Below are 19,951 nucleotides of genomic sequence, written 5' to 3' on the forward strand. Positions count from 1 at the left end.
GGTGGACCGAATTTGTGACACGGCTTTGTGGCAAATTTCCACAAAGGCTGGCGGAGCTGTTGTCCTTCGCCCGTCCTCGCCTTATTGTCCGCCGGCTGCGGACCGGGGTGCACTTTCGCATCTCGCCCAGTCCATCATGAAGAGGGATCATGTTCAAGGGATCGATCACTGCGCTCGTCACGCCCTTCCGCGACGGCGCCATCGACTGGAACGCCTTCGAGGCGTTCGTCGATTGGCAGGTCACGGAAGGCAGCCACGGCCTGGTTCCGGTTGGAACCACGGGTGAAAGCCCGACGCTCAGCCATGACGAGCACAAACGGGTGGTCGAGGCCTGCATAAAGGTTGCGGCTGGTCGTGTGCCGGTGATTGCCGGCGCGGGCTCGAACAACACGGCCGAAGCCATCGACCTCGCCCAGTTCGCCGAGAAGGCGGGGGCGAACGCGCTTCTCGTCGTCACGCCTTACTATAACAAGCCGAACCAGGAAGGCCTTTACCGGCACTTCAAGGCGATCAATGACGCGGTCGGCCTGCCTATCTTCATTTATAACATCCCTGGCCGGTCGGTGATCGACATGTCTGTGGAGACGATGGCCCGGCTCAACGAGCTCCAGAACATCGTCGGCGTCAAAGACGCCACGGCCAAGGTCGAGCGTGTCTCCGCTCAGCGCCATGCGATGGGCCCTGGCTTCATCCAGCTTTCGGGCGAGGATGGAACGGCGTTGGCCTTCATGGCCCACGGTGGCCACGGCTGCATCTCGGTGACGGCCAACGTCGCGCCGCGCCTTTGCGCCGAGTTCCAGACCGCTTGCCTTGCGGGGGATTTTGCGAAAGCACTATCCATTCAGGACAAGCTCTACCCGCTTCATCATGCTCTGTTCATCGAGCCTAACCCGCAGGGCGCCAAATATGCCCTGTCTCTGATCGGCAAGATGCAAAACGAGTTGCGTCTGCCGCTGGTGCCGGTGGCGCCGTCGACGGAAACGGCGCTGCGTAAAGCGCTCGAACACGCCGGCCTTTTGAGCTGACGGATGGCAAGGTGATGGCGCAGAAGAAAAAAGCGGATCCAAACAAGAAGATCGTCGCCGACAACCGGGCGGCTCGCTATCACTATGCCCTCGGCGAGAAGCTCGAGGCAGGTATTATGTTGGTCGGCACGGAGGTGAAGAGCCTGCGTGCCGGCCGCATCAACCTCGGTGAGGCCTATGTTGGGGTCGCCGGTAGCGATGTCTACCTCTACAACGCCCACATCCCTGAATATCTTCAGGGCAACCGTTTCAATCACGAGCTGAGGCGGCCGCGCAAACTTCTGCTGCATCGCAAACAGATCGACCGGATGATCACCTCGATCCAGCGTCAGGGCATGACCATCGTGCCGCTCCGCCTCTATTTCAACGAGCGCGGCATGGCCAAGTGCGAGATCTCGGTGGCCGAAGGCAAGAAGCTGCACGACAAGCGGCAGGCGACCAAGGAACGCGACTGGAACCGCGAAAAGGCAAGGCTGCTTCGCTCGCGCGACTGAGCCGTGGGATAGGCGGTCGCAGGCAAGCCGAATCCCTTGCCAAGACGACGAAAAATCGACATGTTGCGCGCCGCGCAGGCAAGCGCAGGACGGATGGCCGAGTGGTTTAAGGCAGCGGTCTTGAAAACCGCCGAGGGTGCAAGCCCTCCGTGAGTTCGAATCTCACTCCGTCCGCCAGCCCCGTGGCTATGACAGTCCAGCTCGACCGTTGAGCGTTACTGGCAAAATCCGACATTTCAGGCACGGCATGGCACAACTGGGTTAGGCAACAGCTCGCCTTATCGCTTGCGGTGGTTGCCCGAAACTTCGCAAAAACGCTCGACGCATTCGCTCCGGATCGCGAAATCCAGTCGCCCTGGCAATTTGTTCGATGGGTTCGCGAGAGCTTTCAACCCGCTCACGCGCGGCTTCCAATCTGATACGTTCAACCGCCTTGGCGGGACTGATCCCGCTTACCTTCCGAAAACTACGGGAGAAGTTGCGCGGACTCATGGCCATACGTTCCGCAAGTCGCTCGACGGTCAGTCGCTCCGCCAGATTGGCACGCATCCAGTCGAACAGCGGAGAAAAGATCGTGGCATCACCACCCGAGTCGGCCAGCGCGGAAAATTGCGACTGACCACCCGGTCGGCGATAATAGACCACCATTTCCTGCGCCACTCGCCGGGCGACTTTGTCACCGAGATCGTCTGCGATCAACGCGAGGGCAAGGTCGATTCCCGCGCTGATTCCCGCCGAAGTCCAGATATTGCCGTCGCGGATGTGGATGCGGTCGATCTCAACCCGAACCTTTGGAAATAGCTGTTGCAGCTGCTCTGCCCGGCCCCAATGGGTTGTTACCCGCTTGCCATCGAGCAACCCTGCCGCCGCCAACAGAAATGCGCCCGAACAAACGCTGCACAACCGCCTGACCTCGGCTACACAACCGCGCAAATAGGAAATCTGGTCCTGACACTGCATGGCGGTGCGGCTGCCGTTGCCACCCGACACGATCAGTGTGTCGACAGGCGCTACGGTGTCGGCTGCGACGCTGTCGATCGAGGCTCCGGATGAACTCCTGACTAGCCCACCTTGAATCGACATGATTGTCAGCCGGTAGAAGTTCGGCCTTACGCGGCCGGCAATCTCGAATGCCGCGATGGGTCCGGACGCATCGAGGAGCTGGAAGTCTTCGTAAAGAAAGATGGCGATGTTTTTGGTCATTGGCTGGAAAGGAGGGATCACCGTCATTTTTTCACACTGCTCGCTTGGGCATAATCGGGCAAGCGAAAAGGGAGAGAAAACCATGACCGAGCAGCCATTCCGCATCGTCTTTGCCATCTATCCAGGCATGACCCAGCTCGATTTCACTGGGCCGTACCAGTTCTTCTCACGCATGCCAAAAAGCGAGGTGACCGTTGCCAGTGCCGCGGGGGGAGATGTGCCGAGCGAGGGGCTGACGTTTGCCGGAACCCAGCGGCTGGCAAATATCTCGGCCTGCGATCTGATCTGTGTGCCAGGAGGCGCAAATGCGACCACCGTCGCGCTGGACACGGCTTTCATCGGAGACGTAAGGCGCTTGGCGCTGGAGGCGCGTTACGTCACCTCAGTATGTACAGGCTCGCTCATCCTGGGTGCGGCGGGCCTATTGAAAGGGCGCCGCGCAGCCTGTCACTGGGCGTGGCGCTACTTGCTACCGTTATACGGTGCGATCGTCGACGAAGGGCGGGTCGTGCGCGACGGAAATGTCATCACCGGAGGAGGGGTGACGGCCGGCATTGATTTTGCCCTTACCGTGCTGGCCGAAATTGCGGGTGAGGCAGCAGCCCAGACCATCCAGCTTGGACTGGAGTATGCCCCCGCGCCGCCTTTCAGCGCAGGGTCACCAGATAGCGCGCCAACAACGATCCTGGCCGCATATCGGGAGAAAATGGCTGGGATGCTGTCAATTAGGGAAGCGGAAGCCCGCACAGCTGCCGAACGGCTCGCCAATTGGACGGAAGTGAGACGATAAGCCGTCGAGGCACCGGCATTTCCCGCTCATGTCCGCGCGGCGCTTCGTCCGGCTGACGTGAGCCAAGTCAGTAAAACCAACCCCATGGCTGCCGAGATGACGGACGCGCCGAGAACACCAAGCTTGACCGAGTTTAGAAGCGCTGCTTCGAAGGCAAGATCAGCAATGAATAGCGCCATCGTGAAGCCAATGCCGGTCAGCAATCCTCCCGCGGCCAACAGCCCCCAGGACAGTTCGCTCGGACGAATACCCAGCCGCGATTTCACGGCTACGTAGCTGAACAAAATCACGCCGACCGGCTTGCCGATGACGAAAGCGGCGAAGATTGCTGTCGTGAGTCTCGGGTCGAACTCCGTGCCCCTTACAGGAACTCCGGCATTGGCCAGGGCAAACAGAGGTAGGATTGCAAACGCCACCCAAGGATGGAGAGCTATTTCAAGGCGCTCGATGGGGGACAGCGCTTCGCGCGTTGCGATACCGGCTCGATGCAGATCACGGCGAGCGGTTCTGTCTCCGCTCCAGTGGTTACCGGGCGGGTAGGCGATGACCCGACTGAGGATGGCGTGCAACCGCCTGTCGCTCACCCAGCTTCGCGCCGGCGTCATCAACCCGAGGATGACACCGGTCAAAGTGGCGTGGATGCCCGAGACATCGAGAGCCAGCCAAATTCCACCCCCTAGGGCGAAATAGACAGGAAGACCACGAACGCCGAGGCGCGCGATGGTGGCCACGGTCATCAGTCCCAGTCCAGCGGCGCCAAGAGCCAGCCAGTTCGGATGGCCGCCATAGCCGACAGCCACAACGAGGATGGCACCGACGTCATCGAAAATAGCCAATGAAAGCAGGAACAATCGCAAATTTTGAGGAATGCGCGACCCGAGAACGGCAAGGCAACCGATGACGAAGGCAGTGTCTGTCGACATCACGGTGCCCCAGCCGCTTTTGCCCGGTCCGCCATCGACGACCAGAAGAAACACGCTGACCGGAGCGATCATCCCTCCGATCGCCGCGGCAACGGGTAGGGCCGCGACCCGCAGATCACGCAACTCGCCGAGCACCAGCTCCCGTTTCAGTTCCAGCGCGATGACGAAGAAAAACAGAGTCATCAGCCCATCGTTGATCCAGTGTTTCAGCGACCGGGAGATTTCAATGCTGCCAAGCAGGATACCGACATGCGTATCCCAGAGGGCGAGAAACGGAACCGACCATGGAGAGTTGGCAAGCGCCAGCGCCAAAAGAGTGCTTAGCAACAGGACGGCGCCGGCCATGGCCTCGATGCGCAGGAAGCGCATAAAGGGCCTGGCCAGTCGATCAGCAGGCACTTTCGGGAGTCTGGATAGGCTCTCGATCATCAAAGTGCCCTCGCGTTGTCGCCGTAGCGGATGAAATTTATGGCTACAGCGGCGCGGGCACCTCGTAGGTCCATACGCGGAAGGATTTCAGAACGTGCGGGCCGAATGAGTTGATGAGAGGAACATCGGCGGCGTCCCGCCCACGCGCGATGACAATCCTGCCAATCCGCCTCTTATTGTTGCGCGGGTCGAACGTATACCAGGCCCCATCCAGGAAAACCTCGATCCAGGCGCTGAAATCCATGGGATCGACAACAGGAACCCCAATGTCACCCAGATGGCCGTTCACATAGCGTGCGGGAATATTGAGGCACCGGCAGAAAGCTACCGCCAGATGTGCGAAGTCGCGGCAGACCCCGACGCGTTCGTGAAAAGCTTCAAACGCAGTGCGGGTGGCCCGAGCCTGCATATAGTCGAAACGGATGTGGGCATTCACGAAGTCGCAAACCCCTTGCACACGGCTCCAGCCAGGCGGAAGCTTTCCGAATAGATCCCAGGCGATCTGGCTGAGACGATCCGTTTCGCAATAGCGGCTGCCCATCAGGTAGCCCAGGCATTCGTCGGGCAGATCCTGCACCGGCGTTTCCCGGGCCTCTGGAACGAGTGCATCCAAGGCGCCGTCATCTTCGATAGTCGCGTCGCCCCAGATCATGAAATCACCAGCTGGTGCGACAAGTCTTCGGCAGCGATTGCCGAAAAGGTCGAGATAGGTCGACACAGGCACGTCCGGGTTGGTGAAGGTCGTTTCAGGTACCCTGACGTCGGCAGCGCGATCCTCATGGAGCGACAGCAGGCAGACCAGCGCGGTTGGTTGTGGGCAGGTGAGGGTGATCTCGTAACCGTATCGAATCAGCATTGTCACCGCCTATCGGAAATTAGTGATTGTGAGGGTGTTGGTCGGGCGGCGGTGGCTGGAATACATTTCGCTTGCCGCCTCCTGAATGGAAGAACGCATTGCGTCGAAAACTGAAAGATACTGCTGCTCCGACAGGGGCGTTTGCTGTGGCTGGTGTTTCGAAAGTACCGCTGCTTCGACGAGAAACGATATTTCGAACATGCCGTCATGACCGGAAAAGCGCACGCCGTGGCGCGCCTCGTCGTAATTGCGGCTCGGATTGGGAAAGGCCAGTGCCATGGTTGATATCCTTCTTCGAGAGCCATTGATGTCAATGGTGGTCATTCGCTACGCCGCTTCTGGCGACGAGCCCTGCGTTGGCCGAACAAACGAGGGCGGGAAGGTGTTCACGGCTGCTTGCTGTCTTTCGCAGACGCGGCGTTGAGGTCCGATGGATTGATCGGCACCATCTGATGCGTCGCGCTTTCCACGCCGATTGCGGGCAGATGAATGAACGAACCGATACGATGCCACGCCATACTGGAGAGCCCTTCGATCGATTCCTCTTCATGGTCAATACGATAATCCCCCGCCGCCAAAGGCTTGTTGAAGCCTGGCAGGAGAAAGGCGTGCATAAAATGGACGATCGTCTGCGTGGTACGATTAGCCATGGTTGGGCCTCCGCGAACGGCAATTGCCTTGCCAGGCTATGCCCACCTCAGCCCAAATGCCCGGGCCGCGAGCGCATGCGCGGTCAGGGTGGAGGGCATTCCGGGCACCAAGTGGGACAAAATGCGACGCCGCATGGCGCATGCATTCAAGATAGAAATTCGAAAGAAAATAGCGACAAATGTTGCCGCCAAGCCATGTTTTCCAATTCAACTAGATTTAAATATGCGCTCTGATTGAACTCAAAACAAGGTATTGGCCTGGCTTTTCTTTTAGCAGAAACAGGCCAATGGTGACTCGATGCGCGAAACTCTCGTTTCACAACCTGACGTCTCAAAAATACAGTGAACTCCCGCGTCCGATCTGACTGTGCCAGGATCGGAATCTCAGCTTAGGAAGCGAGCCATTCGCGCGTGGGAATTGATGTGAAAAGACTTTGCAGCCGATGACCATTGGCGACGGTCGCCAAAGCCGAAAATCGCTGCAAGATACTGGGTGCGTTACACGTTAAAGGCACATGATCGGAGCGTCGTTATCGGATTCTACAAACGCCGCCTCATTCGCTGCCAATAATGCCACGATCGGCGGCAATCCAGGGACTGCCGCCGATGGGGATGGCTCAGCCGTTTTCCAGCATGTAGCCGACGTAGCGTTTGGAGTCGATCGGATCGAAGCCCAGGCGTGCCCGCAGTTTCTTGCGCAGCTTGCTGATGTGGCTCTCGATCACGCTCTCCTCGACTTCTTCATTGCAGAAGCCATAGACGAATCCGAAGATCTTTTCCTTAGTGACGCGCTTGTTCTGATTGCGCACTAAGTATTCCAGAATCCGACGCTCTCGGCGCGGCAGCACGAAAGGCTCGCCGTTCACTTCCGGGTCGCGACCGTCGAAGAAGACGCGCATCGACCCGATGATCCGGCAATCGTCGGTCTGGCTACCGGTCCGGCGCTGGATGGCACCGGCCCTGGCAATGATCTCGCGGATGTGGACCGGCTGCCGAACGACGTCATCGACGCCGACGGCAAACAGATTCAACGTCTGCTCGAGGCTGGGAACGTCGCTGAAGGCGATCAGAGGGGCACCGCATCTCTCACGGATGATTTTCGGCACCGACTGACGGTCTTCGCAATTGCCCAGCAAAAAGCCCTCGATGGTCAATAGGTCGCTGTCAGGTGCGGCCCCCATCCAGTCTCGGAACTCCGGCGATCGGAAGCCGATCGAGGAAACCCCTTCACGTTCAAATCCTGACGCGTAGCCGGAAGTTACAATCTTCCGGTCATCAATGATAACGAACATAGCTCACATTCCCCGTCAATCGACCTGTGGGTAAAGATCAACGTCGGGGATAAGCTAGGTTGAGAAGTGGACATTGGTCAACTTGTTGCCATATGTATCTGGCATGCTTCTGGATATGTGATTATGTATCTGGAAACGCTATTATTCGAATTTGTCTGACAAACGCCGCAATTAAATATCGAAAAATTCCATAAAATTATGTACTGTTGCCAATGACGTTCATTTTCTATTCATAATGGTATCCATGTATACGCCGATAGGCTTGCCGGTCAAGTCCCGTCACTCGTTTACTATGTAGATGTACGTACAAGTAGCCTTCTGACTCAGCCAGCCTTCTTGCCGCAAAAGGCGGCTGAATTAGCCGTCCAGGCGCCAAAGCCGCTCCGTACCATATTGCCGATGACAAGGCACACATACTGCTTTTGGGCCGGATTGTTATTCGGGCCGGCGTGATAGCGGGCAACGGCCATCGTCCAAGTGTCGTGGCGGGCGCGCAGCTCATTGAGGAAGCGGGCGGCATATTGGACGTTCTTGTGCGGGTCGAACATTTCCGCCACCGAGGCAAAGCGTTCGCCGTGATAGTGCTGGTTGATCTGCATGCAGCCGAGATCGATGAGCTTGACGCCGCGGGACCTTTCTTTCTGGAAACGGGCGAGGGCGTCGGTAAGGCTCGAAGCGACATAGGGCTTGCCGGCAATGTTCATGGCCAGCGGCTGCAATCCCTTCTTGCCGCCACTCTCGGTCATGCCCACGGCGTAGAGCACGCCGAGCGGAATGCCGAATTCGGCGGCCGCCGCCCGCATCTCGCGTTCGCAAATGGTCAGCTCCTCGGCGGCTGCACGGCCAATGGGGCTAAAGGTAGAGATCGCCGCCAGAACGGCCAGCGCCGCTTTCTTCATGGTTCACTCCTTCTCCCGGCTGGGGGCGGGCCGGCGGCCGGCCGCCACTGCCAGCGGGATCGTTCGAGCCTCGATTACCGCCCGCCTGCGCGCCGGGATGACCGGACGATGTTTGGGCGCCACTTCGATTGTCACCCGTCATCTGGCTGCTGTCGGGTGTCGTCGAGGCGGTGATTGCGACCACATCTGTCGTGTAGCCGGAGCCGCGCAACGCCCTTGTCAGCATGTCCCTGTCCTTGGCAAGGAGATCGGCGGTTTCCTGCCGGGAGGCCACAACCTCGAGCTCCAGCGATCTGTCGACAAGCCGCATCTTGACGACGACGGCGCCAAGATCTTCCGGTTCGAGCTTGATATGCAGTACCTTGAGTGGCCCGGCGGTGTGGCGCGACGGTTCGGTCAACTGTGGGGCGGCTTCCGTTGGAGCAGATGCGTTGGCAGCGACGAGTTCTTCACCGACCGCTGTGACGATCTGCTGCACTGGTGACAGGCGCGCAACCGGTTCGAAATGTGTTTCGCGGGTAACGATCGACATCTTGATGGGCGCCATATCAGCTGTTTCCGGTTCCGTTACGGTGTCGTTCGCCTTCTCCAGAAGTGAGGATAGAGCTGCGAATGGATCGACCGTGTCGGTCGTCGCCGGGGAAACTGCATCGCCGCGCATAAGATTGAGGCCGGCAGTCGACGGAAGCGCCGCGCCAACCGGCCGACCGGGACGATCGGATGCAGTGGGCGCCGTTTTCTCCGGTGAGCCGGCCGATACGTTGGTGTCCCCCGCTCGGGCCGAAATCAGCGCAGTGAGGTCGACGGTCGCGGCGGGCTGCTCCCGGCGATCCACCGAGCATTCACCGAGAATGGTCTGCCAAGCGCGCACCGGCTCACCCGAGGCGATCTGCTCCACGGGCTCCGCCGCGATATTGTTCTCGGGTAATGTCTCGGCTGCCTTGTCGTCCTTGGACTCGACCCGACGGCGAACTGTTGGCAGGCCACGCGGCGCGGCGTCGTCCGAAAGCGTCTTCGGTTCCTTGCCGGATGTCCCGGTGCCGTTGTCTTCGTGGCCACCGAGCTGTCGCAATAGGGATCGGAAGGCAGCTTGGCGGCTGTCGCCACCCTTGGACGTGACTTTGCCGATCGCCTTGTCAGCCGGTTTATCGGTGGCAGGTGACGCCAGCGGCGTGTCGATTCTGGTCATGGGCTGCTTGCCTTTTCCAGGAGGGCGTCAGCGGCCGCAAGGTCCGCTTCGGCGGTCCGCATATTGTCGGTCACCCAGGTATCGCCGCGCTTGGCGTCGGCGCTGACGACCGGAACAGGATCGAGTGGGGTTGGCACCGTGGGCACCTCGCCAACGGCGCCCGCGACTGCGACGGCGGCGTCCAGCAGATCGGCATCTCGCCTTGCGAGTTGACGGCGATTGAGGTTGCCGAGGAGCTTGGCCACATCGGCGATGTCGTTGCCGGCAACGATAGAGGCTGCTGCGTCATAAAGGCCGGCCCGCATGGCATCGCCGCCGCCGAGCGGGGACAGCTTGGCCGCGTCGGCCGCCGCCGAGCGTGCCGTTGTGAGTTTGCCGTGCACGACGGCTGCCTGAGCCAGTTGCAGAAACAGCGCCCGCTGGTTCTCGGGGTCGGAGGATTTCAGAATTGCCTCGAGGCGGGGAAAGCGATCGTCGCCATCAGCGATGCCGAGCCGGGCGATGGCTGTGGCGAAGCGCTGGCGGAAATCCTCTGCGTAAATAGAGGTACCAAAGCGACGGAGGTATTGGCGGGACAGAAATTCGAAATGGTCGAGATCGCCCTTCTGGGCGACCAGGAACACCTCGCGACGCAACGCCGCCTCCTCGACCAGAGTTCCCGGCATCAGCAGGCGGGCATCGTCGAGCAAATGAATCGCCCGGCCCAGATCCTCCCGGGCGACCAGGCCGGCCTGGACCAATGCCACCTGGCCGCCGAGCGACATAGGCAGCGAACGGGCATCGAGCGGCAACAGATCCTTGCGGGCTTCGTCCTCGCGGTTCTCGATGTAGGCGAGCGCGCCCGCGGCGAGATTGGTCTCGACGGCGATGGGTGGAGTGCGCGCGAGAAGGCCGCGCATCAGCCGAGGGCTGCCGCCGGAGAGTGTGTAGGTAACGGCGGCGCGCGCATTGCGCCCATCTTGCCAGATGGCGGGATCGGCCGCGAGGAATTTCCCCTCCATGACGACGAGCAGCTCGCGCTGGGCAGCCACCGCGGCGGCGTTGCCGCCAGCGATCTGCGCCTGCAACATCTGCAGCGTGCGCACCATTTCAAAAGGCTGAAGGGCGTCGGCCGTTGCGTCAGCCGCGGCAAGCGGACCTGCGGCCAACAGCGAGACGAGGAAGAGGACGCGGCGGATCACGTTGGCGTCTCCCTGATGAGGATCTCGATGCGGCGGTTCTCCGGCGCCTCGGGATCGCCGGCGTTCTTCAGCCAATGGTCGGCATAGCCCTCGATCTTTTCGAAGCGCGTCTCGGGAACGCCACCACGCACCAGCATGTAGTAAGCCATATGCGCGCGGGCGGTAGAGAGCCGCCAGTTGTCATAGTCCTTGCTGCGGAACGGCCGGGCGTCAGTGTGGCCGCGCACCACGATCTTGCCGGGCCGCTTCTCGATCAGCTTGCCGATGGCGTCGATGGTCCGGATAAGTTCCGGCTCCGGTTCGGCCGAACCGACGGCGAACATGCCAAATTTCTGCTCGTCCATCAGCGTGACCAACAGGCCTTCGGGCGCAGCGCTGACTTCAATGCCGGGCGTCGGGCCGATATTGCCGACAGCAGCCTGAATGTCATGGCCGAGGGTCTTGGCGTCGGCGCCCGATTTGGTCTGGGCGATCTCGACTTGGGCAGGCAAGGGGCCCGCTGCGAGTTTCTCCTCCTCAGCGGTGCGGGTCGGCTTTCCCAGCTCCGTGTTCGCCGTCGTCGTGGCGTTGGCTGTCTCCGCAGCTTTCTTGGCCGCATCGAGAGCAGCCATCGGGGCAGGCGGCGGAGGCATTGGCGCGGTCGCAAGCTTTTGCAATTGATCGACCGGCGGCTCGGCAACGGCGGCGGGCTTTGCGGCCTCCTTGGCTTCCGCCTTTGCGTCGACCTGGGGCTTGGCCGGGGTAGGCTGCGCGCCAACCGGAGTTTCAAAGGCTTTGTCGGCGGCAACAGTGGTGCCGCCATTTTCGTCGCCGTCCTGCGGCTTGGGGGTTCGCGACATCTTCCAGTAGACCGGATCGAAGGGATCGCGTTGGGCGTCCCCGCCATTGAGGCCGGGTTCGCCCGACTGGCCGAGCGTTTCGAAGGCGCCGACGTTGTCGGCCGATTGATCGGGCTCGGAACCGGCAACCAGGGCGGCCAATACCGCGTAGGGATCCTCGAACAGCGCAGCTTCCGAATAGCGCGGCTTGCGCTCGTTTGGCTTGTCGAGCGTCTCGCTATACCCCTTGAGGTTCTCGTCGACGCTTTCGACCGCCGACCGTTGATCCTTGCCGTCGGGCTTGCCTTCTTTCTCGGTTTCCAATGGGTCGCGCAGGCCCTTCTTGTCGACGGTCGCCTCGGCAAGCTTGATCGGGTTGAAGTAGCTGGCGACTGCCTCACGCGTCTTCTGGTCGGTAGCGTTGATCAGCCACATCACCAGAAAGAAGGCCATCATAGCCGTCATGAAGTCGGCGTAGGCGATCTTCCAGACACCGGTATGCGGTTCCTCTGTCCTGCGATGCAGCGCTCGGCGGACGAAGATAATTTCCGGGGGCTCGGCACTCATGGTGCTCACTCTTCAATGGGAAGGAGGCGGGCGACCCATTCCCGGAGGCGGGTCTCGATCTGGGTTTCGCCCGCCGTCACGACGATATCGGCGTGGTCGGCGGGGCGGAAAGCAACGGCGGCGGCACGCACGCCCAGCTTTTCGGCCAGGCGCTCAAGCAGGTCGGCCGGGCCGGTGATCTCCAAGGACGGTGTCGGGCCGTCGGTCATCAGGATCCCGATACAGGTGGCAAGGTCGTCTACCGACCGATCGACCATCCGTTCAATGAGAAAAGGCCTGAGGGCGCGGGCGGCGGCAACGCTGAGTTGTTCGCTGAGCGCGGTAAACTGCTCTTCGATGGTGGCGGCAATCCGCTCGGACTGCTCCTCCACCCAGGCTTTGCGTGCCGCCTCGTGTTCAGCGCGAAGTGACTTTGCCTGTTCGGCCAACGCTTCCGTCAGCTGCCATTCGGCGTCCGCCCGCTCTTCATTCCTTACCGTGGCGACTGCTTCGGCCACCCGGCGTTCGATTTCCTCGGCGACGGAATAGCCTAGCGGCTCGATAGGCGGCTCGGCCTCCAGCGGCACCGGCGGCGGATCGGGTCGGTCGAGGTCGAAGATGGCAAGTACGTCGATGGCCGAGCGCAGCATCAGGCGGCCTCCTCTTCACTCATCCACTGCCGGAGGATGCTGGCAGCCTGCTCTTCATCCATCTCGACGAGCTGTTCCAGCACCTTGAGCGGCGAGTTGCGCATGCGGGAGTTCATATCTTCGATGAGATGCTGCATGCTGCCGGCAGCTTCGCCGGTTGGCAGCGCCGTCTGGCTGGCGCCGGCGAGAGCGGCGGTCGCCTCGCCGGAGGCATTGGTCAGCGCGGCGGACGCTTCCTTGTCATCGGCCTTTGTCTCGAGACGCGGCAGAAGGGCGTTCATCGCCGGCCTCAGGCCGAACCAGATGAGCAGCAGCGTCACCGCAAGGATCGCCACCGCGTTGACGACCGTCCCGGCCTGACGCAACAGCACGTCCTTGAATGTCAGCGGCGGTACCGGCGGCATATCGGCAAAGTTGTCGGCGAAGTCGACGGCGGTCACCTGGATATGGTCGCCCCGTCCCTCGTTGAGGCCGGCGGCGGACGCGGCAAGGTTACGCATCTCGTTCACGCGGGCATCGATCGCCTCGGCAGTGGGATTCTCGCCGAGCGACTGGGCGACGCGGGCACGGTTGACGATCAGGGCAACCGACAGCGACTTCACCTGGTAACCGTCGCTGATCACCTCCTTGGTGGTGGTCGATATTTCGTAGTTGGTCAGCTCCTCGCGCCGCTGATTTTCCTCGCTGGAGCGATCGCCCGGGTTGGTAGACTGTACGGTCTCTTCGGGCAGGTTCTGTTCGACGGTGGTTGGCGGGTCTTGGCTGGAATTTTGTGAATTGCCATTCTCGCGCACGGTACGCACCGAGCGTTCGACACGCGACTCCGGATCAAATAGCGTTTGATTGGTGTGCGTGCGGTCTGTGTTGAGTTCGGCGGCAACGCTGATCTGGAAGTTGTCCGGACCGAGATAGGGCGTCAGTGCGTGGCGGATGTTGGCCTCGATGCCGGTTGCCACGGTGCGTTCCAGCCGATTGGTCTTGCTGCCAGGCAAGGATGTCGCGTCCTCTCCCGAAGCGAGCACGCTGCCTTCGGTGTCAAGAACAGTGATGTGGTCGACGCCAAGCCCGGGTACCCCGCCGGCAACCAATTGGCGGATCGCTTCGGCCATGCGTACGTCATCGGGCACATCGGTGCGGATGATCACAGAGGCGGAGGGTGGCTGCTGGTCGCGCCGGAACGAGCCGCGATCGGGCAGCACGATGTGGACGCGTGCCGCCTTGACGCCCTTCATTGTCTGGATAGTGCGGGCGAGCTCACCTTCAAGAGCCCGCACGCGCGTCACCTCCTGCATGAAGGATGTGAGGCCAAGTGAGCCAAGCTCGTTGAAGAGCTCGTAGCCCGCCGCCGCGCTGCGCGGCAGCCCTTTCTCGGCAAGCAGCATGCGCGCCTGCGAGGTCTGGGCCGGGGTGACGAAGACCGTGGCGCCGTCGGCACTGACGTCGAAGGCAATACCCGCGTCGGTCAGCGCCGATCCGATCCGTGAAGCGTCGCCGTTCTCGAGGCTGGTGTAGAGCACCGTATATTGCGGGCGGCTCAGATAATAAGCGGAGCCGGCGATCAACGCCATCATGGTGACGGCGACCATTGCCAGGGCGGCAAGCCGGCGCGGACCAAGGTCGAGGAGGTTGATCCAGAGGGTTTCTGCGTGTTCGCGAGCGGTCATCTGTCGGCCTCGATGCGGTCCGTTGCGTCAGGGGCGGAGCCGGTGGGCGGCTAGGTCGTCTACGGCTCAGTGTCGTCCGGCAAACTTGCGCGAGCATTGCCGCCAATGAAAAAACCACGCCCCGGAGGGCGTGGCTTCCTTGCGACTTCGAGCGGGTGGTGATCGCTCAGCCGCGGAACAGCGACAGGATGTTCTGGCTGTTGGAGTTGGCGATCGACAGCGCCTGGATGCCGAGCTGCTGCTGGGTCTGCAACGCCTGGAGGCGTGTCGATTCAGCATTCATGTCGGCGTCGACGAGCTGGCCGATACCGCGGCCGATGGCATCGGTCAGCGACTGGACGAAGTCCTTTTGCGTGTCGATGCGGTTCTTGACGGCGCCGAGGTTCGAGGCACTGTCGGTCAGCTTGCCGAGGGCGCCATCTACGATCGAGATATAGGCCGACAGTTTCTCCTGGTCGGCGGCCGAGTCGGTCAGCGTGGAGATGTCCAGGTCCTTGATCGACAGCGTCTGGGCCGTATAGACCGGCGTCGCCGCGCCGTTGGACGTGGTGATCGCCCACTGGGAGTCGAACAGGCCCTGGCCGCCAACCTTCACCGCGCCGAGCGCAAGGCCCGCGGCATCGGTGGTCGGAGCGGTACCGGTGGCGGTAGCGGCCGTATTGGCGTCATAGAGCTTGATCTGGTCGACGTCGACCTGGATCGTCTCGATGGAGATTGCATCGCCAACACGCGAGAAGGAGGCGACGACCGATTTGTCCTTGTTGTAGTCGGCGGCGCCAGAGTCGACCGACAGCCAGTTCTCACTGTTGAACACCGACGACGAGGCGATGGAGTTCATCTGGCCGAGACGGGCCTTGATGTCCTGCTGGATCTGGCCGCGGTTGACGCCCGGGGTCTTGGCGCTGACGAGCAGCTTACCGATCTCGGTAAGCTGGTCGACGGTGGCATCAAGGGCGGTGTACTGCACATCCACCGTGGCGGCGCCGAGACCGAGGCTGTCCTGAACGGCGGACAGCGACTTGTTGTCGGAGCGCATGGTGGTGGCGATCGACCAGTAAGCGGCACCGTCGGAGGCGGACGAGATACGCAGGCCGGTGGAAATACGGTTCTGCGTCGTGTCGAGCGACTTGTTGGTGGACGCGAGGGTCTGGAGGGCGGTCATTGCCGCGGCATTGGTCAGAAGGCTGGCCATTTTCGTATGTCCCTTTTTGATGAGTGAGTTGGGACATTCCGGGTTTTCACCGGCATGGCAGGAGCGGCATCATGCCCTTGGATCCTCTTGGTTCGCTGAGCGATCCAACCTGCCATGGCTTCACCTTGCCCGATGAGGCTTGCGCGAAGCTGACGCGCTGCGAATGGCTTTCCCGGCTACGTTTCCAAGCGGAAACGCCCCGAACCAAACGCAAAAACCCGCTCCGGTAGTGGGGCGGGTTTTCAAAAGCGAAGACTGTTCCGCGGCTAAAAGAACGATCGAACCAGACCGCCAATCAGCATGTTCCAGCCGTCGATGAGCACAAAGAACAATACCTTGAAGGGAAGCGACAGAACGGTGGGAGGGAGCATCATCATGCCCATGGACATGGTGAGCGTCGCCACGATCATGTCGATCACCAGGAAGGGCAAGGCGATCAGAAAACCAATCTCAAAACCGCGCCGAAGTTCGGAAATCATGAAAGCGGGGATCAGCACCCGGAGCGGTGTCGCGCCCTCGTCCGTCTTGATGCCGAGATGCTCGGCGGCAAGGTCATCGAAAAGCTTCAAGTCCTTGTCGCGGACACGTTGGGCCATGAAATCGCGGAAGGGATCGGAGATCTTCTCGAAAGCGACTTCTTCGGAGATTTCGTTGCGGGTCAAAGGCAGCACGCCGTCGTTCCAGGCGCGGTCGAAGGTTGGCGCCATAACGTAGAACGTCATGAACAGCGCCAGGCTGATCAGGATGAGGTTGGCCGGCGTCGTCTGCAAACCGATGCCGGAGCGCAGGAAGGAGAGGGCGACGACGATGCGGGTGAAGCTCGTCACCATGATCAACAGGCCCGGCGCCACCGACAACACTGTCAGAAGCGCGACCAGTTGGACGATGCGGCCAGAGGCCGATCCCTCACCGGCTGGGATCAGTGAACTGAGGTCGGGGATTCCAGAGCCGAGGCCGGGAATCTGGGCGAGGGCCGGCGCGCTCATGGTCACGAGCAGCGGGACGGTCAAAAGCGGGATGGCGAGCAAAAGTTTCTTCACTGGACAACCAGACTTTCAATGATGAGATCTTTCACGTCGCCACCCGAGCGAATGGCGACGCGGTCCTTGAGGTCTTCGCGCAGATGCTGGAGCTGGGTGGCGCCCTGGAGTTGCCCGACCTTCAGCGTCTTCAGGAAGGCAAGGAGATCCTCGGAGATTTCCGCCGAGACGATCTCCGAGTTGGGCATCTCGTCTTCGAATACGATCGCGGCGTCGAGACGAAGCCAGACGTCGGAGGGCTCGGCGAGGTTGGTAACGATCGGCTTCAACCGGTAGAGGCGGGAGGCACGGGGATCGGCCTCTCCCGACGAGACCGTGTTCTGCTGCTTGCTGGCGTCGGCCACCTGAGCATAGCGAACGAGGTGGACGCCGAGACCAAGACCGGCGGCCACGGCCAGAATCGTCAGGATAAGTGCCGGCTTCAAAAGGGCGCCACGCTCGGGTGGCGGAGGAAGGCGGCGTACCTCGGTTTCGGTTTCGGTGGGGGTTGCCTCGCGGGCAGCGGGGAGCGGAAGCTTGGCCATGCTGTCTCTCAGAACGGAGCCACACGATCGTAAAGCTGGTGGAGCACGCCCGGCTGCTGCACTTCGGTCAGACGACCGCGGCCGCCATAGGAAATGCGCGCCTCGGCGATCTTCTCATAGGGCACGACGTTGTTGCCGGAGATATCGCGCTGGCGGACGATGCCCTGGATGTTGACGACCCGCATCTCGAAGTTGACGCGCATTTCCTGCGAGCCGGAGATGATCAGATTGCCGTTCGGCAGGACGCTGGTAACCACGGCGGCCAGGGTGACCTTGATCGCTTCCGAGCGCTCGACGGCGCCTTCGCCTTTCGATTTGGAGGTCGAATTGGCGCTGCCGTTGAGGCTGGCGTCCGAGCCCTCGCCATCGACGGAGAAGCCGAAGCCTGCGCCAAAGCCGGCGCTGGACACACGAGACCGTTCCGAGGAATTGTCGAGCGCGGCCTTGTCATTCATCTGGATCAGAACGGTGAGGACATCGCCGACCTGATGAGCGCGGGAATCGCGGAAAAGACCTTCCCCACCACGAATGTAGGTGGAGTTGGGGTCACGAAACATGGCCTGTTCTGGCGCCAACGCGTTGAGCGGCAGTGCCGCGCCAAGCCGCGACATGGTTGGTTCCGTATTGAGGTCGTTGGACGTATTGCAGCCGGCGAGCGTCAGGCCGGCAATGAGAAGCAGGGCGCGCTTCAAGGGGTGTCTCCTTTGGCGGACAGTTCGGTCATACCGGCGAGCGTGGTGGCGAGCTGGGAGGCGCGGGCGGGATCCATTTCGTTGAGAATGGCGCTGGAGGCGCGCGCGTTGAGCCGCGCGAGCACGGCAGCGGCCATCTCGTCGTCAAGGGATGTGAGCTGGCCGGCGGCGGCCTCAGGACGCATCTTCGCGTAGATGGCGACGACATCGTCGCGTGCGGCGGCGAGGAAATCCTGACGCTTCTTGAGCCAGGCTTCATACTCGGCCCGCTTCGCCTCGAGGGCGGCAATCCGCTCGGTGAGGCGCTTGTCGAGACCTTCCAGGGTCGATTTCTGCCAAGCGTAGCGGGCATCGGCGGCAACATCGCGAATATTGACGCAATATTGGCGCGCCTCTTCGGTCAGCGCGCGCATCTCCAGACCCGAGTGACTGGTCGCGTCGGTTTCAACCGGCGACACTGTCTTTGTTTCTGTCTCCATTGCCCGCGCGATGACTGGGCAGAGCTGAACCGTCATGGCTGCTGCCACAAGGCGAAACAGAATGCGCCGTCGGATCGACGTCATGTCGATACCCTTTCAGTCCTTGATTTGATGTCTCGAAGGATCGCATCGCAGTCTTGCGCGGGGCTGGCCCCGTCGCCGGAAGCCCCATCCCAATTGGCGAAGATGCTGACGCATCCGCCAATTGAGACATTGCCGATTTCTCATCTGCATCAAGGGCATGAGAAATCGGCAAGCGGAACACCAAGAGGCATGTTCAATGCCTCTTGGTATTACTGCACCACCAGGTCCGCCTGGAGTGCGCCAGCAGTCTTCATCGCCTGGACGATGGCTATGACGCCGGTCGGCTTGAGGCCGATCTGGTTGAGACCGCGAACGAGCGTCTGCAGGTCGGTGCCGCCGATGATGGCGAGGTTGCCGCCGCTCTCGCTGGCATCCACCATGGTACGCGGCAGGACCACCGTCTCACCGTCGGAGAAGGGAGCCGGCTGTGAGGCTACCGGTGTCTCGGTGACACGGATGCTGAGGTTGCCATGAGTGATGGCCACGGTTGAAATGCGCACGTCGGCGCCCATCACGACCGTACCCGAACGTTCGTCGATGACGACGCGCGCCGGCGTGTCCGGCCGCACCGGCAAACCTTCGATCTCGGCAATGAATCGAGCCGCCGACATGCCGCGAGGTTTGATGAGCGCGACGGTGCGATAGTCGCGTTCCTCGGCGACGGCGGCGCCGTAGCGGCGGCGGCTATAGGCATTGATCGCGTCGGTGATGCGGATAGCCGTGCGAAAGTCCGGGTTGCGCAACTTGAAGGTCAATGCGCCGAGACCATCCAGGCTGGTCTGAAGTTCATGTTCGACCAACGCGCCGTTGGGGATACGGCCGGCGGTAGGGGTGCCCTTTTGCACGCTCTCCGCCATGCCGGCAGCGCTGTAGCCGGTGACGGCGATCGGCCCCTGCGCCACGGCGTAGACCTCGCCGTCGGCACCGGCCAACTGGGTGATGACCAGAGTGCCGCCCTGCAGCGAGCTGGCATCGCCGAGCGAGGCGACGTTGACGTCGATGCGCGACCCGGCGCCGGCAAAGGCCGGTAGTTCGGCGGTAACGATCACCGCTGCGACGTTGCGCGTACGGAGCGCGCTATCGCGCACATTGACGCCGAGCCGCTCCAGCATCGATTGCAACGATTGCTCGGAGAAGGCGGCGTTGCGCAACGTATCGCCTGTGGCCTGCAGGCCGACGACGAGGCCGTAGCCAACGAGTTGGTTTTCGCGGACGCCTTCGACGGCGGCGATATCCTTGATGCGCACGTCGCCGGGGGCGAGCGCGTGTACCATCGGATCCGGCGTGTCGGGGGCTCTCGGTTCCGGTCCGCTTCGCGGCATGATCGGTGC

21 protein-coding genes and 1 tRNA gene are annotated in these 19,951 nt (G+C 61.6%); 4 read left to right on the top strand and 18 right to left on the bottom strand.

Translation table 11 applies throughout. From position 1 onward, the window contains the following. Window positions 1-149: 149 nt before the first annotated feature. The 3 genes from dapA (at window position 150) to AB6N07_RS16110 (ending at window position 1,696) form a co-directional block, all read left to right on the top strand. A complete protein-coding gene (dapA, locus tag AB6N07_RS16100) occupies window positions 150-1,025 on the top strand; it encodes a 4-hydroxy-tetrahydrodipicolinate synthase (protein ID WP_370674090.1) in 876 nt (291 codons plus the stop codon). Window positions 1,026-1,039: 14 nt separating this feature from the next. Continuing rightward, window positions 1,040-1,519, top strand: a complete 480-nt coding sequence (gene smpB / locus AB6N07_RS16105) for an SsrA-binding protein SmpB (protein ID WP_370674091.1) — start codon at window positions 1,040-1,042, stop codon at window positions 1,517-1,519. A gap of 87 nt (window positions 1,520-1,606) precedes the next feature. Next, window positions 1,607-1,696, top strand: a tRNA-Ser gene (locus AB6N07_RS16110). Between the two features lie 84 nt (window positions 1,697-1,780). Here the strand turns inward: AB6N07_RS16110 and AB6N07_RS16115 are convergent. Next, window positions 1,781-2,806, bottom strand: coding sequence for a GlxA family transcriptional regulator (locus tag AB6N07_RS16115; protein ID WP_370674092.1), 1,026 nt, complete (start codon window positions 2,804-2,806; stop codon window positions 1,781-1,783). Between AB6N07_RS16115 and AB6N07_RS16120 the strand changes: the two genes are divergently transcribed. Continuing rightward, window positions 2,805-3,512 carry a DJ-1/PfpI family protein gene (locus AB6N07_RS16120; protein ID WP_370674093.1) on the top strand — a complete coding sequence of 236 codons (708 nt, stop codon included), beginning with the start codon at window positions 2,805-2,807 and terminating at the stop codon, window positions 3,510-3,512. The genes AB6N07_RS16115 and AB6N07_RS16120 overlap by 2 nt on opposite strands. A gap of 26 nt (window positions 3,513-3,538) precedes the next feature. Here AB6N07_RS16120 and nhaA read toward each other — a convergent pair whose 3' ends face one another. The 17 genes from nhaA to flgI all read right to left on the bottom strand — a co-directional run bounded on the left by nhaA (window position 3,539) and on the right by flgI (window position 19,894). Then, on the bottom strand, window positions 3,539-4,864 hold the full coding sequence (nhaA, locus tag AB6N07_RS16125) for a Na+/H+ antiporter NhaA (protein ID WP_370674094.1): 1,326 nt from the start codon (window positions 4,862-4,864) through the stop codon (window positions 3,539-3,541). 43 nt (window positions 4,865-4,907) lie between these two features. Continuing rightward, window positions 4,908-5,720 carry a transglutaminase family protein gene (locus AB6N07_RS16130; protein WP_370674095.1) on the bottom strand — a complete coding sequence of 271 codons (813 nt, stop codon included), beginning with the start codon at window positions 5,718-5,720 and terminating at the stop codon, window positions 4,908-4,910. A gap of 9 nt (window positions 5,721-5,729) precedes the next feature. Then, window positions 5,730-5,999: a DUF1488 domain-containing protein gene (locus AB6N07_RS16135; RefSeq protein ID WP_370678256.1), complete on the bottom strand. Its 270-nt coding sequence runs from the start codon at window positions 5,997-5,999 to the stop codon at window positions 5,730-5,732. A gap of 107 nt (window positions 6,000-6,106) precedes the next feature. Further along, window positions 6,107-6,370, bottom strand: a complete 264-nt coding sequence (locus AB6N07_RS16140) for a hypothetical protein (protein WP_370674096.1) — start codon at window positions 6,368-6,370, stop codon at window positions 6,107-6,109. 617 nt (window positions 6,371-6,987) lie between these two features. Then, window positions 6,988-7,551, bottom strand: a complete 564-nt coding sequence (locus AB6N07_RS16145; RefSeq protein ID WP_370674097.1) for a response regulator transcription factor — start codon at window positions 7,549-7,551, stop codon at window positions 6,988-6,990. Between the two features lie 434 nt (window positions 7,552-7,985). Next, a complete protein-coding gene (locus AB6N07_RS16150; RefSeq protein ID WP_370674098.1) occupies window positions 7,986-8,561 on the bottom strand; it encodes a transglycosylase SLT domain-containing protein in 576 nt (191 codons plus the stop codon). Beyond that, window positions 8,515-9,750: a flagellar hook-length control protein FliK gene (locus AB6N07_RS16155; RefSeq protein WP_370674099.1), complete on the bottom strand. Its 1,236-nt coding sequence runs from the start codon at window positions 9,748-9,750 to the stop codon at window positions 8,515-8,517. Before AB6N07_RS16155 ends, AB6N07_RS16150 begins: the two co-directional genes overlap by 47 nt. Continuing rightward, the gene (locus AB6N07_RS16160) at window positions 9,747-10,931 is read right to left on the bottom strand and encodes a chemotaxis protein (RefSeq protein ID WP_370674100.1); all 1,185 of its coding nucleotides are present in this window, start codon (window positions 10,929-10,931) and stop codon (window positions 9,747-9,749) included. Before AB6N07_RS16160 ends, AB6N07_RS16155 begins: the two co-directional genes overlap by 4 nt. Further along, window positions 10,928-12,316 (bottom strand): MotB family protein, encoded by a 1,389-nt coding sequence (locus tag AB6N07_RS16165; RefSeq protein WP_370674101.1) that lies wholly within the window; start codon window positions 12,314-12,316, stop codon window positions 10,928-10,930. Before AB6N07_RS16165 ends, AB6N07_RS16160 begins: the two co-directional genes overlap by 4 nt. 5 nt (window positions 12,317-12,321) lie before the next feature. Then, a complete protein-coding gene (locus tag AB6N07_RS16170; RefSeq protein WP_370674102.1) occupies window positions 12,322-12,945 on the bottom strand; it encodes a hypothetical protein in 624 nt (207 codons plus the stop codon). Beyond that, complete coding sequence (gene fliF / locus AB6N07_RS16175) at window positions 12,945-14,609, bottom strand: flagellar basal-body MS-ring/collar protein FliF (RefSeq protein WP_370674103.1); 1,665 nt, start codon at window positions 14,607-14,609, stop codon at window positions 12,945-12,947. Before fliF ends, AB6N07_RS16170 begins: the two co-directional genes overlap by 1 nt. A gap of 166 nt (window positions 14,610-14,775) precedes the next feature. After that, window positions 14,776-15,801, bottom strand: a complete 1,026-nt coding sequence (locus AB6N07_RS16180) for a flagellin (RefSeq protein WP_370674104.1) — start codon at window positions 15,799-15,801, stop codon at window positions 14,776-14,778. 266 nt (window positions 15,802-16,067) lie between these two features. Continuing rightward, window positions 16,068-16,787, bottom strand: a complete 720-nt coding sequence (fliP, locus tag AB6N07_RS16185) for a flagellar type III secretion system pore protein FliP (protein WP_370678257.1) — start codon at window positions 16,785-16,787, stop codon at window positions 16,068-16,070. Window positions 16,788-16,837: 50 nt separating this feature from the next. Further along, on the bottom strand, window positions 16,838-17,365 hold the full coding sequence (locus tag AB6N07_RS16190; protein WP_370674105.1) for a flagellar basal body-associated FliL family protein: 528 nt from the start codon (window positions 17,363-17,365) through the stop codon (window positions 16,838-16,840). Between the two features lie 8 nt (window positions 17,366-17,373). Beyond that, the gene (locus tag AB6N07_RS16195) at window positions 17,374-18,057 is read right to left on the bottom strand and encodes a flagellar basal body L-ring protein FlgH (protein ID WP_370674106.1); all 684 of its coding nucleotides are present in this window, start codon (window positions 18,055-18,057) and stop codon (window positions 17,374-17,376) included. Next, a complete protein-coding gene (locus AB6N07_RS16200; protein WP_370674107.1) occupies window positions 18,054-18,620 on the bottom strand; it encodes a MotE family protein in 567 nt (188 codons plus the stop codon). Before AB6N07_RS16200 ends, AB6N07_RS16195 begins: the two co-directional genes overlap by 4 nt. A 209-nt stretch (window positions 18,621-18,829) precedes the next feature. Next, window positions 18,830-19,894 carry a flagellar basal body P-ring protein FlgI gene (gene flgI / locus AB6N07_RS16205; RefSeq protein ID WP_370678258.1) on the bottom strand — a complete coding sequence of 355 codons (1,065 nt, stop codon included), beginning with the start codon at window positions 19,892-19,894 and terminating at the stop codon, window positions 18,830-18,832. Window positions 19,895-19,951: the final 57 nt, after the last annotated feature.

The organism is Pleomorphomonas sp. PLEO (genome assembly GCF_041320595.1).
GTDB lineage: Bacteria > Pseudomonadota > Alphaproteobacteria > Rhizobiales > Pleomorphomonadaceae > Pleomorphomonas.

What these genes read in the sequence shown, in the direction of transcription:
- fliP (WP_370678257.1), bottom strand. Translation starts at nt 16,787, where the DNA reads ATGAGCGCGCCGGCCCTCGCCCAGATTCCCGGCCTCGGCTCTGGAATC.
- AB6N07_RS16180 (WP_370674104.1), bottom strand. Translation starts at nt 15,801, where the DNA reads ATGGCCAGCCTTCTGACCAATGCCGCGGCAATGACCGCCCTCCAGACC.
- AB6N07_RS16135 (WP_370678256.1), bottom strand. Translation starts at nt 5,999, where the DNA reads ATGGCACTGGCCTTTCCCAATCCGAGCCGCAATTACGACGAGGCGCGC.
- nhaA (WP_370674094.1), bottom strand. Translation starts at nt 4,864, where the DNA reads ATGATCGAGAGCCTATCCAGACTCCCGAAAGTGCCTGCTGATCGACTG.
- AB6N07_RS16170 (WP_370674102.1), bottom strand. Translation starts at nt 12,945, where the DNA reads ATGCTGCGCTCGGCCATCGACGTACTTGCCATCTTCGACCTCGACCGA.
- dapA (WP_370674090.1), top strand. Translation starts at nt 150, where the DNA reads ATGTTCAAGGGATCGATCACTGCGCTCGTCACGCCCTTCCGCGACGGC.
- AB6N07_RS16115 (WP_370674092.1), bottom strand. Translation starts at nt 2,806, where the DNA reads ATGGTTTTCTCTCCCTTTTCGCTTGCCCGATTATGCCCAAGCGAGCAG.
- AB6N07_RS16130 (WP_370674095.1), bottom strand. Translation starts at nt 5,720, where the DNA reads ATGCTGATTCGATACGGTTACGAGATCACCCTCACCTGCCCACAACCA.
- AB6N07_RS16120 (WP_370674093.1), top strand. Translation starts at nt 2,805, where the DNA reads ATGACCGAGCAGCCATTCCGCATCGTCTTTGCCATCTATCCAGGCATG.
- flgI (WP_370678258.1), bottom strand. Translation starts at nt 19,894, where the DNA reads ATGGTACACGCGCTCGCCCCCGGCGACGTGCGCATCAAGGATATCGCC.
- AB6N07_RS16200 (WP_370674107.1), bottom strand. Translation starts at nt 18,620, where the DNA reads ATGACGTCGATCCGACGGCGCATTCTGTTTCGCCTTGTGGCAGCAGCC.
- fliF (WP_370674103.1), bottom strand. Translation starts at nt 14,609, where the DNA reads ATGACCGCTCGCGAACACGCAGAAACCCTCTGGATCAACCTCCTCGAC.
- AB6N07_RS16190 (WP_370674105.1), bottom strand. Translation starts at nt 17,365, where the DNA reads ATGGCCAAGCTTCCGCTCCCCGCTGCCCGCGAGGCAACCCCCACCGAA.
- AB6N07_RS16140 (WP_370674096.1), bottom strand. Translation starts at nt 6,370, where the DNA reads ATGGCTAATCGTACCACGCAGACGATCGTCCATTTTATGCACGCCTTT.
- AB6N07_RS16165 (WP_370674101.1), bottom strand. Translation starts at nt 12,316, where the DNA reads ATGAGTGCCGAGCCCCCGGAAATTATCTTCGTCCGCCGAGCGCTGCAT.
- AB6N07_RS16150 (WP_370674098.1), bottom strand. Translation starts at nt 8,561, where the DNA reads ATGAAGAAAGCGGCGCTGGCCGTTCTGGCGGCGATCTCTACCTTTAGC.
- smpB (WP_370674091.1), top strand. Translation starts at nt 1,040, where the DNA reads ATGGCGCAGAAGAAAAAAGCGGATCCAAACAAGAAGATCGTCGCCGAC.
- AB6N07_RS16155 (WP_370674099.1), bottom strand. Translation starts at nt 9,750, where the DNA reads ATGACCAGAATCGACACGCCGCTGGCGTCACCTGCCACCGATAAACCG.
- AB6N07_RS16145 (WP_370674097.1), bottom strand. Translation starts at nt 7,551, where the DNA reads ATGGGGGCCGCACCTGACAGCGACCTATTGACCATCGAGGGCTTTTTG.